Origin of the sequence: Mesorhizobium sp. M1142 (assembly GCF_040318565.1) — a bacterium.
In the GTDB taxonomy this organism is placed as follows: Bacteria; Pseudomonadota; Alphaproteobacteria; order Rhizobiales; family Rhizobiaceae; genus Mesorhizobium.
In genome coordinates this window covers 1-11,004 of sequence record NZ_JAMYMK010000044.1, presented here as the reverse complement: position 1 = coordinate 11,004, position 11,004 = coordinate 1, and the positions used below count along the sequence as shown (strand labels likewise).

General features: G+C 59.3%; 9 protein-coding genes and 3 pseudogenes. 4 read left to right on the top strand and 8 right to left on the bottom strand.

Annotated features, from left to right (window positions below):
* Positions 1 to 29 precede the first annotated feature (29 nt).
* Positions 30 to 236: a hypothetical protein gene (locus NKH42_RS30395; RefSeq protein ID WP_352974787.1), complete on the bottom strand. Its 207-nt coding sequence runs from the start codon at positions 234 to 236 to the stop codon at positions 30 to 32.
* Positions 237 to 933: 697 nt separating this feature from the next.
* On the opposite strand from NKH42_RS30395, the gene NKH42_RS30390 reads away from it, so the two are divergent.
* Positions 934 to 1,620, top strand: a complete 687-nt coding sequence (locus NKH42_RS30390; RefSeq protein ID WP_352707646.1) for a class I SAM-dependent DNA methyltransferase — start codon at positions 934 to 936, stop codon at positions 1,618 to 1,620.
* Between the two features lie 25 nt (positions 1,621 to 1,645).
* Positions 1,646 to 2,037 (top strand): annotated as a pseudogene (locus tag NKH42_RS30385) (IS30 family transposase); the annotation flags it as partial.
* Between the two features lie 325 nt (positions 2,038 to 2,362).
* On the opposite strand, the gene NKH42_RS30380 reads toward NKH42_RS30385, so the two are convergent.
* The 7 genes and pseudogenes from NKH42_RS30380 to NKH42_RS30350 all read right to left on the bottom strand — a co-directional run.
* Positions 2,363 to 3,724: a CapA family protein gene (locus tag NKH42_RS30380; protein ID WP_352974784.1), complete on the bottom strand. Its 1,362-nt coding sequence runs from the start codon at positions 3,722 to 3,724 to the stop codon at positions 2,363 to 2,365.
* A gap of 81 nt (positions 3,725 to 3,805) precedes the next feature.
* Positions 3,806 to 4,831 (bottom strand): ABC transporter ATP-binding protein, encoded by a 1,026-nt coding sequence (locus tag NKH42_RS30375; RefSeq protein ID WP_352974782.1) that lies wholly within the window; start codon positions 4,829 to 4,831, stop codon positions 3,806 to 3,808.
* The gene (locus NKH42_RS30370; protein ID WP_352707650.1) at positions 4,828 to 5,835 is read right to left on the bottom strand and encodes an ABC transporter ATP-binding protein; all 1,008 of its coding nucleotides are present in this window, start codon (positions 5,833 to 5,835) and stop codon (positions 4,828 to 4,830) included. Before NKH42_RS30370 ends, NKH42_RS30375 begins: the two co-directional genes overlap by 4 nt.
* A gap of 1 nt (position 5,836) precedes the next feature.
* Positions 5,837 to 6,718: an ABC transporter permease gene (locus NKH42_RS30365; RefSeq protein WP_352974781.1), complete on the bottom strand. Its 882-nt coding sequence runs from the start codon at positions 6,716 to 6,718 to the stop codon at positions 5,837 to 5,839.
* 1 nt (position 6,719) lies between these two features.
* On the bottom strand, positions 6,720 to 7,661 hold the full coding sequence (locus tag NKH42_RS30360) for an ABC transporter permease (protein ID WP_352974779.1): 942 nt from the start codon (positions 7,659 to 7,661) through the stop codon (positions 6,720 to 6,722).
* 6 nt (positions 7,662 to 7,667) lie between these two features.
* Positions 7,668 to 9,272 (bottom strand): ABC transporter substrate-binding protein, encoded by a 1,605-nt coding sequence (locus tag NKH42_RS30355; protein ID WP_352974776.1) that lies wholly within the window; start codon positions 9,270 to 9,272, stop codon positions 7,668 to 7,670.
* Between the two features lie 826 nt (positions 9,273 to 10,098).
* A pseudogene (locus tag NKH42_RS30350) lies at positions 10,099 to 10,325 on the bottom strand (hypothetical protein); the annotation flags it as partial.
* Here NKH42_RS30350 and NKH42_RS31355 point away from each other — a divergent pair.
* Both NKH42_RS31355 and NKH42_RS30345 read left to right on the top strand, forming a co-directional pair.
* Entirely contained in the window at positions 10,289 to 10,426 is a 138-nt protein-coding gene (locus tag NKH42_RS31355; RefSeq protein ID WP_502906436.1) for a transposase, read from the top strand. The pseudogene NKH42_RS30350 and the gene NKH42_RS31355 sit on opposite strands and share 37 nt — an antisense overlap.
* Positions 10,404 to 10,990, top strand: a pseudogene (locus NKH42_RS30345) (transposase). The gene NKH42_RS31355 and the pseudogene NKH42_RS30345 overlap by 23 nt, the downstream one beginning before the upstream one ends.
* Positions 10,991 to 11,004: the final 14 nt, after the last annotated feature.

Sequence of the window (11,004 nt, the reverse complement as noted above, 5' to 3'; positions counted from 1 at the left end):
GAGCGCGCTCCGGAAGACCGGCGACAGCGCTAAACTGGGGAAGATTCAAACGGCACTTCTGGGGAGTATTGAGCCGGCATCGACACCGGGTCCAGCTTCTTCAGCGGCTGGCGTTCGAGACCGGGAACCTGTCCGGCCACCAGCCAGCTCGATTCACTCATTTCGACAATGACCGCAACGCTGCTATTCTGCTCATACGAGACCAGCAAATGGCTCAAATTGTTAACCTGGGTCATGGGGCACCTCTGTCGCTTCTATCGAACGGCGATGGTGCCATACCGCTGCCGCTCGCCCCATAGCTTCTCCAGATTGCAGCCCTCAGCAATTATCTCCGCCCGGAGCGATCGACCCGCCAGCCGCCTAACATGCCCGCCTTGTTCATCTCGGCGGCCACCCCATTCTCGGCGGCCTGCCGACCACGCCTCCACGACCTTCGGCACGGGTTCGCCATCCGCACTCTTCTTAGCGCTGGCTCTCCGCCACGACCCTGTTCACACCATCACTGCGAGACACGACCAGCTCTTCACCGAGGAAGCCGCAAGCGCAGGCGCGCCACCAATCGCGCCATAGCGTACCGAGCTGCTCGCTTGACGACCGTTAGCTCATATAGACTACATTTTAAGCCATGATCATGGAAATCGCCACTGCCAAATATTATGCTAAATTAACATTTAGCAACATCTATTAAAATATCGACCTAACTTAACATATTTAACAATTACTTTACTTGCTCTACTTGATGAGGCACCATATCTCGGACGCGGATGGGGCCTGAGCGATGCCCTAAACGATGTTGTCACCTGGTGCGTAGGAGCCTTCGCACGGACGAACAGCCATTGCCCCGCGATACGGCAAACGAAAGTTTCTGCCGCGCCATTGCACTGCCCACGAGGACTGTGCCGCATCCGATCTGCGGCTAAATGGAGAATGGTCATGAAAATCCCCTCTCAACAATCCGCGCTGGACCAAACCGCACGAAAGAAGACTTCCTATGCAGTCGACACGGATTTCGATTATTTAGCCCAGAGCTATCGTGATCGTGCCGGGACCTACGATCTCGATGTCAGCCGTCAGGGATACTACGCGCCGATCGTCGTGGCGGAACTGGCGGCCGCCATCCAGACGGCCTATTTGGCGAAGGAGCGAGCCGTCATCAAGATCCTCGACGCTGGCTGCGGAACGGGCCTCGTCGGGCTGCAGCTGAAACGCTTGGGCTTCCAGTTGATCGACGGGTTCGACCTCTTCCAGGAGATGGCCGAAAAAGCCCGGAAAACCCGTATCTACCGCCATGTCCGAGGCGATGTCGACCTTAACGGTCCACTCTCCGGTTACTCCAACGCCAGCTATGACATCACGGTCTGCAGTGGCGTCTTCGCGCACAGGCATGCCCGACCGGATGGTCTGCGCGAACTGGCTCGCGTCACGCGCCCGAACGGATTCGTCATCGCTAGCACCCGCAAGAGTTATGCGGAAGTCACGAACTTTGACGGCGAGGTGCGTCGTCTGCAGGATGCGGGCGTCCTTATGCCGGCACATTGTCTAAAGGATGCCAGATACTACGAGGGGGACGCGCATTATTGGGTTTTCCAGGTGCCTGATAAAGCGAGCGCGCCAACGTGAGCTGTATCTTCCCCGGCTCGCGGTGCATGGCGAAGCTCCGCGCACGAAGAACGGGCCTGCGCTCGCGGGACATGGGGCTGAGGCCGTGCGCGATGCGATCGCGCGTACCATCATCACCTTGCCCGAAGAACTGCGCCGTTCGCTGACTTGGGATCTGGGGGCCGAAATGGCCCAGCATGATCGTCTCAAGATCGACGCTGGTGTCCAGGTCTACTTCTGCGATCCGCAAAGCCCGTGGCAACGCGGCACAAACGAGAAGACGAACGGGCTGCTACGTCAGTACTTCCCGAAAGGCACCGACGTGAACATCCATAGCGCCGAGGAACTCGCCGCCGTGGCAGCGCCCCTCAATGCCCGGCCGAGAAAGACCGGGGTTGGAAAACGCCCGCAGAGGCGCTTGACGAGTTGCTGCCATGAGTGAACACAATCGGTGTTGCGACGACCCCTTGAATCCGCCCTCGCGGGCCCGGTCTCAATGATGCCACAAGAGCCGAGCGTGGCCTCCTTCCTGGGCCTTGAGGATTCGGGTCGGCGCTTATAACGCGCAGGAGACCGGAGACGCGTGCGATAGGGACCGCGCTCCCGTAGCTCACATGCGCAACGAATGTCTCCCCGGGCGATGGGACAATCAGTCGAGATAGCCGGTGATCGGGATTTCGGTTGCGCGCATGTTTTGCTGCCTGCAGCTATGTTGTACGGGCTGTCGCTCGGGCTACTTCAAGGATTCAATGCGTCATTGTTGTCATCGCACCGAGCTGGGCCTCACCCTGATGACACCAACGTCGTTCTCCATAGCGATCTCGGTCCCAAACGGCTCCGAGAGCTTCTGTAGACGCTCTAAAATGGTCTTCGCTTGCTCCTGATTTGCTAGCTGCGGGACGCCGCGATTGGCAAACCTCCTCGAGCTTCCGAGTTCGATCGGGTATAACCGCAGTTCGACAAGCTGGTCCTGCTCGAATCGGCTGGCGGCGATGACGCTTTCCCAAAAAACAGGATTTGAATAGCCTGCCATCTCGGCGACTTTCACCTCGGCATCCGTGTCAATCCGAGGGTCCTTGCCGTAGTCTCCAAACATGTCGGCACCCGCCGGGGTCCCCAAGTCGTCCATGAAGAAGTTTCCGAGGCTATAAAAGATCGGGCGGCCCTTGAAGATTTCGATGCCCCTCAGTTGATGAGGCCCATGGCCAATGTATGCGTCTGCCCCAGCATCGATCAGTCTGCGCGCAAAAGAGCGTTCATAATCCGGCGGCTCGTCGCTCCAGTTCCCCGGCTCGTGACCGTGGTTCGTAACAATGCAAAAATCGGAGAACTGCTTGCCCCGACGGACGTTTCGCAAAATGTCTGCGACGTCGCGCGCATCTGGTTCGAAGCTGTAGCCGAAATCGTCCCCTGTTTTGTATGTTATTCTGTCGATGACGACCTTATTCGGATCTTCGGCGGCCGGGAAGTCGGTGGGCAAAGCAGCGCTTATCAGCCTCAGATTCTTGAGCATATCGGCTGGAACGACGATGCTTTTCGCCAAACGAAGAGCGTTTAGTCCCGGTCTGCCTGGCGCTTCGCCAGCGGGATCGCCCGCACGAGCCATCCGCGCGAATGTTGCAGCAAACGACACCAACGCCACGCGACCGCGTGCGGTTTCTAAGAAGCGAGCTGCGCCGGCTTGTGCGAGATTCTCGCCCGTACCTGCATGGACGATATCGCTCGCGTCGAGCACCCAGCTTGTCTCGCGCATGCCCTCAAGGCCCCAGTCAAGCGTATGGTTGTTCGCCCGGCCAACGATGTTGAATCCCATCGCCTTTAAATCGGGTCCGACCTCCGGTAAGCTGAGGTGATAAGCCCCGCCGTACTCAGCCTGCGGGTAACCACTGAACGATCGGATATCGAAGGCGTTGACTTCCAGGTTGCCAAAAGTGACGTCAGCATTGCGAAGGATCTTTACGACGTCGCTGAAGCCAGAATCCTGGGATTTGGTGACTGCCCGCGAGACGATGAGGTCGCCGACTGCTACCATCGTGAAGCCCTCTACAACGTTTGTTGCAAGCGAACCCACCAAATCATAGTCGCCCACCCCTTCGGGCGGATGACCATCGTTCTCCTTTATCATAGATTTCTCCTATTCTCGCTTCTTCCTGCCCTACTCGGCATGATGTTCAGTGCTCGGAGCAGGGGTGCCAAAGTCCCGTGGCTATGCATTGAGCGACGAATTAACCGTCGCAGCCAACTCAGTAGTCACGCCGGCGGCCGGAGCGCGCACGTGACAGGCCACGACGCGCCCGTCATCCAGCGGTACCAGAGGCGGCACGTCGATGCGGCACCGCTCGACGGCGAGCGGGCAGCGCGGATTGAACGCGCATCCGCTCGGCGGATTGATGGGACTTGGCACCTCGCCCTGGACGGGTGCCTCCAACCGAACTCGCGTCGGATCCGGCACTGGCGCTGCCGCGATCAGTGCTTCAGTATACGGATGGACCGGCTTGGCAAAGATCGCCTCGCATTGCGCGAGTTCCACGATCCGCCCCAGATACATGACCGCCACGCGATGTCCGATATGCTCCACGACGCCAAGATCATGCGAGATGAAGACAAAGGCGATGCTCATCTGCTGCTGCAGATCCAAAAGCAGATTGAGGATCTGTGCCTGCACGGAGACGTCGAGGGCAGACACCGCTTCGTCGGCGATGATTAGAGAAGGGTTGAGCGACAGGGCGCGTGCAATGCCGAGCCGCTGGCGCTGGCCGCCCGACAACTCGGACGGAAGCCTGTGCATCATTTCGGGCGACATTCCGACCTTCTGGAGAAGGTCAGCAGCAAGCGTGTCGCGCTGCTTCCGGCTGAGACGCTCAAAGTTCTCGACAGGCTCCGTAATAATTTGCCCGGCAGTAAGGCGCGGGTTGAGCGACGAGTAAGGATCCTGGAAGACCATTTGCATCCGACGGCGCCAGGCGTGAAGGGCGTCCTTCTTGAGGCCAGCAATATCGATTCCGTCGATCAGCACACGCCCATTCGTTGGCTCCGTAAGCCGCATCAGCAGCCGCGCGACCGTGGACTTGCCGCAGCCGGATTCACCGACGATACAGAGTGTCTCACCGGCCTCAACGGAAAAGGATACATCCTCCACCGCCCGGATCACCGGAATGGTCTTCTTCAGGAATCCCGCACCGAGCGGATAATGCTTGGTCAGATTCTCGACTTTCAGCAAAGGACCACTCATGCGCCCATCACCTCTTCGGCGCGCCAGCAAGCCGCGGCGTGGCCCGACCAGACATCACGCAGGATGGGTGTCTTCTCGCGGCATATATCGATCGCGAACGGGCAGCGAGGCGCAAAGCTGCAGCCGACAATGGGCTCGCGCAGGCTTGGGACAATGCCGGGAATTTCTGGAAGGCGACGCTGACGGCCGCGCCGCGGATCAGGGACCGATCGCATGAGGCCCTGGGTGTAGGGATGCGCCGGTCGCGCGAACAAATCCATGACGCTCGCCTGTTCTACGATTCGGCCAGCATACATCACGATCACGCGTTGGCATGTCTCGGCGACAACGCCCAGATCATGCGTGATGAACATGACGGCCGTTCCCGTGCGCTCTTTCAGATCGACGATGAGCCGCAGGATCTGCGCCTGGATAGTAACGTCAAGCGCAGTCGTCGGCTCATCGGCAATCAAAAGTTCCGGCGAGCAAGCAAGAGCCATGGCGATCATGGCGCGCTGGCGCATGCCGCCCGACATTTCGTGAGGATAGTTGTTCACGCGATGCTCGGGGTCCGCGATGCGGACGAGACGGAGCATCTCTTCGGCCTTTGCCATGGCCACGGGGCGGGAAGCTTTTGAATGGATTTGCACCGCCTCGGCGATCTGGTGGCCGACCGTATAGACCGGGTTCAGGCTCGTCATCGGCTCCTGGAAGATCATGGCGATCTGGTCGCCGCGAATCTTTCGCATCTCCCGATCCGACAGTTCAAGCAGGTCGCGTCCGTGAAAGCGGACCTCGCCGCCGACGCTCCTGGCGTTCAGCTTCGGCAGCAGGCGAAGGATGGAAAGGGCGGTGACGCTCTTCCCGCATCCGGATTCGCCGACGACCCCAAGCGTCTCGCCTTTCTTTACCTGGAAACTGACCCCGCCCAGGGCGCGGGTGATACTGTCTTCGCCGTAAAAGTGCGTTTCGAGGTTTCGAACGTCGAGAAGCACGTCGTTCCCAGCGGTTTGATGCATTTGCATGTCAGCGCCTCCGCTTCGCGCGAGGATCGAACATATCGCGCAAACCATCCCCGAGCAGGTTGACCGCAAGCACCGTCACGGCAAGGCAGATACCGGGGGCGAAGACCGTCATTGGGGCGATAGAAAGATATATGCGAGAGCTTGAGATCATGTTGCCCCAGCTCGGAATTTCGGGCGGCACGCCCACGCCGAGGAAGCTCAGTCCCGCCTCCGTCAGGATCGCGCTCGCGCAGACAGTTGCACCCTGGACCATCAGCGCCGGAATGGTGCTCGGCAGGATATGACGCCACAGCACCTTCGGCAGGCGCGCGCCGCCGCAGAGCGCGGCCTCCACATAGGGACGCTCGCGAACACCCAGAACCACCGAGCGAACCAGCCGCGCGACCGCCGGCGTCTCGGGAATCGCAATGGCGACGATGAGGATACCGAACCCCGGGCCCGTCAGAGAAATAAGGGCAATGGCCAGCAGAATCGTCGGGATCGACATCAAGCCATCCATGACCCGCATGACGAAATTGTCGAAGCTGCGGCTGTAGCCGGCTACAACACCGATCAGAAGCCCGGCAAGAGCCGCGCACGCCGCTGATGTCAGCCCGACCATGAGAGAGATGCGGGCACCAAAGATCGTCCGGGCAAAGACGTCCCGACCCAGATTGTCGCTCCCGAACCACATCTCGGCGGAGGGCGGCTGGAGGCGCTTGAACGGATCCATGTTCACCGGATCGCCGGCGTAAAGCGGGGCGGCGAGCGCCAGAACGATCAGGAGCACCAACAGGCCGCCGCCTGCAAGAACCAGCGGATGCCGCCTTGCCAGACGCGGAAGGTCAGATAGTCGCAGCCGACCGATCGGCGCGGCGTCAACCGATGCGGAGAGGAGGGTCATATCAGTACCGGATGCGGGGATCGATCAGCGTATAGGCAAGATCGACCGCGAGATTGATAAGGACGTACAGACCCGAAGTCAGGATGAGCACGCTCTGGATGATGGGATAGTCACGATTGTTGATCGCATCCACGACCAGACGACCGATACCGGGGATGTTGAACACCGTTTCCGTGAGGACAACCCCGCCGATCAGATAGGCGAAGCTTATGCCGATCACAGTCAGGATCGGGACGCCGGCATTCTTCAAGGCATGGTGAAAAAGCATGGCATAGGACGAAGCGCCCTTGGCGGCGGCCGTTCGCATATAGTCTTCCGATAGGACCTCAAGCATGCTCGCCCGCGTAACGCGGGCGATGAATGCAATGTAGCCGAGCCCCAAAGCCACGGTCGGCATGATCAGGCGCGCGAACCAAGGCCCGAGGCCACCGTTAATCGGCGCATATCCCTGGACCGGCAGCCAGTGTGTCCGGATGGCGAAGAAGTATATGAGGACAAAGCCGATAACAAAGACCGGGACGGAATAACCAAACGCTGAAAAGACCGCGAGGAGGCGGTCGACGAGGCCGCCAGTTCGCCACGCGGCAAGAATGCCGAAGGAGACCCCGACCGTCACCGAAAGGATCATAGTCAGGATCGACAGGGATAGGGTCGGTTCAAGCCGCTGCGAGATGAGCTCCAGAACCTGTCGTCCGGAAAATATCGAGGTGCCAAAATCGCCGCCGAGCATGTCCCGCACCCAATGTATGAACTGAACCGGCATAGGATCGTTCAAGCCCATCCGTTCACGGATGCCGGCGATCATCTTTGGGGTGGCCATATCGCCAGCAATGCGCGCCGCCGGGTCACCGGGCGCCAGCCTCAGAAGGAGGAAGACAAAAATTCCGACCATCGCCATGACGGCGATGGCCGAGACCATTCTGCGAATGACGTAACCACCCATTTTCGGTCAGGTCTTCTGCATGTTCCACATAGGTTGTATCCCCACTGGCACGCCGATCAGCCCGGTTAGCGTCTTACGGCGGGCAACTGGATTAATTTTTTGCCCCAAACGCACATCTCCCACGAAATCCCACCATACTCTTTGCATCTGGCGGGCCAGTGCCTTGCGCTCTTCAAGCGTTGCGACATCTGGCCATTTGGCCCGCAGAGCCTCGTATTCATCGTTCTTCGGCCAGCCGTACCAAGCCTTATCACCACTTGCATTTAAGCAGACTTCGGACATCGGATCGCCGAGCGCAAACTCCGTGTCGCCAGTGATGAAGATGCTCCAGCCGCCCTCCTCCACCGGGTTCTTTTTTTGACGGCGCGCGGAAAGCCCACCCCAGTCGCTCGGCGCGAGCTCGGCCTTGACACCGATCTTCCGGAGCGCGGCGGCAAGCCACTGCGACACATCACTGATCGCCGGTACGTCCGTCGGTTGGAGGATGACTACCGTCTCGCCGGCATACCCGGATTCCTGAAATAGTTGTCTGGCCTTTTCGGGATCGCCGCCCTTCTTGAACCACCCTGTATTCTCGTCATTCGAGTAAGGCGTAGTGTTACCAAAAATCGAAGTGACGATGCTGGTGTATTTTGGATCGGGAGATTGGACACGCAATACCGCCTCCTGATCGATCAGGTGAAGCATCGCCTGGCGCGCCTTGACATTGTTGAACGGTTTCTGCAGGCAATTCATGCGCAGTATCCCGTCAGAGCCCGCCTTGTTCAGAACCTCAAGAACAAGGTTCGGATCGCCCTCGATCGTCGACAAGAAATCGACGGGCGGGTATTCCAGATAATCAATCTCACCCGCTTGGAGGGCCGCCAAGGAAGTCTGCTTATCGGCGATATTGTCCCAGACGACACGATCGATTTTGACAATCTTGCCGCCGGCGAACCAGTCGGCCGGCTCGCGGCGTGGCACGTACTTGTCATTGCGGTCGTAGGTGAAGCTCGCGCCTGGCTTGGCAAGAGCTTCATTGAACTTGAAAGGCCCCGAGCCGATGTTTGCAGTCACCTGCTCGGTTGCTGGGATATCCGCGTCCTTCTCGCGCATGACGAATAGCATCAGCCCGGAGACCGAAGCAAGAATGTCGATCAGCAGAGGCAGCGGCTCCTTGAGGGAGATGGTGAAGGTCTTGTCGTCAATCTTCGAAATATCTTTGGCCCGCTCCATAATCAATTGGCCACCGGAATCAACCTGACCCCAACGGCGGATCGAGGCCACGCAGTCCGCCGCTGTGACGGTGGTGCCGTCGTGCCAGCCTAGACCATCCCTGAGTGCGAACGTATAGGTCTTTTTATCGTCGGAAACGCCCCACTTTTCCACCATTTGCGGCTGCGGCATTGCGTTGGAATCGATCCCTAAGAGGGTATCATATATCGCCAAAGCGTGGTCTATGGTGATGTCACTCGCCCCAACGACCGGATCAAAGGTCGTGAGGCTACTGTTCTTCACCATACGCACCGTCCGAGCAGGATGCGCTGTCTGTGCCCGCAGGACCGACGGCATGGATAATGCCGTTCCCACCGCCAAGCCTGCCTTGATTAGATCGCGTCGAGAGACTGCCATTGTCATTTCCCCTTTTGCCAGTCGCGTTGTTTATCCACGCTTGTTCGTAGATGAATACCCAGACGAGCATTCATTCGATCTATGTTCTGTCGCGCCTCGTCCTACGTCAAATTCAGTTTGCGTATCGCCGCCATCTGGTTTTGAGATAGACTCCCAGCGGTCCGGCTTGGGAATACGAGGTAATCCTGAGGCCCGTTACCAGTGCTGGGCAGAAGTTTGGGCCACATCACTCGTGGGGATTGGTCGCGCAGAGTCTGGATTGTGATCGATGGATAAAGCTCGCCGGTGCCAGCTTTGTAACGATAATTAGGCCGAGCAGGATGCGCAGGAATGGCGCGAGTGGCCTGGGTTCTCAACCTCCATCTCGCCTGCATATGGAAGGACCTGCGCTGCGCTGGACGGCTTGGCGATGCGGCTTCTCCCGCGTCGATCGTCTCGCCATATGCCGCGAATAGCCGTCCTTGATGACGGGAGGCGGCGCCTGTGTGCGAACCATTCTTTTAATGCTGACCAGGCATGCATGTCGCATAGGCCTTTTTGGGGCACACGCGGCGAGTGGGGAAGTGGCGGAGACAGACCCTCCTCGGCGTCAACGGCATTGAGGAAGGGGATAAAACACCTGATGAGGCGGGGGCCGTTGCACTTGCCGTCGTGGAGATGGTGCCGATGCTCCACTTCTTTAGGGAAGGCCGCGCCAGGCCGATCCGCGCCATGTCCCGCAGGCGACACACGCCATGAATGATAGGAGCGCAATTTGGACGATCTCGTCGATCGTCATTTCGACGAGACCATCCGCCTATAGTGCCGAAAGCACTCGCACTCGCCCTCAAACCTGAACTGTCAAAGTAGTGTTAGGCCGCCGTCTGCCAACATGCGGCCATGTACGTGACCAGGATCGGTGCAGGCCTGCGGGATTATTGGGCAGCGGTTCGGTCCCAGCGCGTCCGCACATTGCTCGCTTGAGAGTTTGAGGCGGTTGATTTGGCCTTCAGCCTGACCGTTGCAAGGTAAGTTATATGCATTGTAGACCGCATCGATGTCTCGGTGCAGCACGACGCGATCGGGTCAAGATCCGCGACGAGGGCTTCGTCAGGAACAAGGCCGTCAACATTGCGCTCGGCATCGTGCCCGATGGCACGAAGGAGATCATCTGATCGAGAAGACCGAGGGCGCCAAGTTCTGCTCGTCATGAACGAGCTGAAGAGCCCCGGCGTCGGCGACATTCTGATCGCCGTCGTCGACGGCCTGAAGGGCTTCCCCGAGGCGATCAACGCCGTCTTTCCCCAAACCGTCGTCCAGACCTGCACCGTGCAGCCTGATCCGTCTTTCCCTGGAGTTCGAGTCCTGGAGGACCGCAAGCCCCTCGTGCCGGCGCTGCGCGGGATTTACCGCGCCAAGGACGCGGACGCCGGCATGAAGGCCTGGAGGACTTCGAGGCCGGCTACTGGGGGCAGCGATATCCGGCGATCACGCAAAGCTGGCGGCGCAACTGGAGCCGAGTCGTCCAATTCTTCGCTTATCCCGAGAGCGTGCGGCGGATCATCTACACCACGGATGACATCGACAAGCCTGCGAGGTTTCCAGGCCACGCCTTGACTGCGTCGAGCGCGGCGCCAGTCTGGAGCGGGACCGAGGCGGCGGTCGTGTCGCCACATTTCCTTGTGCTATATTTGTCCGGCACGGACGACCACGTGGCAAAGAGTGGTGCGAGAGGATGAGAGTGCCGCCACGC

Coding starts and splice junctions, on each gene's coding strand:
- NKH42_RS30395 (WP_352974787.1), bottom strand. CDS start 236: ATGACCCAGGTTAACAATTTGAGCCATTTGCTGGTCTCGTATGAGCAG.
- NKH42_RS30390 (WP_352707646.1), top strand. CDS start 934: ATGAAAATCCCCTCTCAACAATCCGCGCTGGACCAAACCGCACGAAAG.
- NKH42_RS30380 (WP_352974784.1), bottom strand. CDS start 3,724: ATGATAAAGGAGAACGATGGTCATCCGCCCGAAGGGGTGGGCGACTAT.
- NKH42_RS30375 (WP_352974782.1), bottom strand. CDS start 4,831: ATGAGTGGTCCTTTGCTGAAAGTCGAGAATCTGACCAAGCATTATCCG.
- NKH42_RS30370 (WP_352707650.1), bottom strand. CDS start 5,835: ATGCAAATGCATCAAACCGCTGGGAACGACGTGCTTCTCGACGTTCGA.
- NKH42_RS30365 (WP_352974781.1), bottom strand. CDS start 6,718: ATGACCCTCCTCTCCGCATCGGTTGACGCCGCGCCGATCGGTCGGCTG.
- NKH42_RS30360 (WP_352974779.1), bottom strand. CDS start 7,661: ATGGGTGGTTACGTCATTCGCAGAATGGTCTCGGCCATCGCCGTCATG.
- NKH42_RS30355 (WP_352974776.1), bottom strand. CDS start 9,272: ATGGCAGTCTCTCGACGCGATCTAATCAAGGCAGGCTTGGCGGTGGGA.
- NKH42_RS31355 (WP_502906436.1), top strand. CDS start 10,289: ATGCATTGTAGACCGCATCGATGTCTCGGTGCAGCACGACGCGATCGG.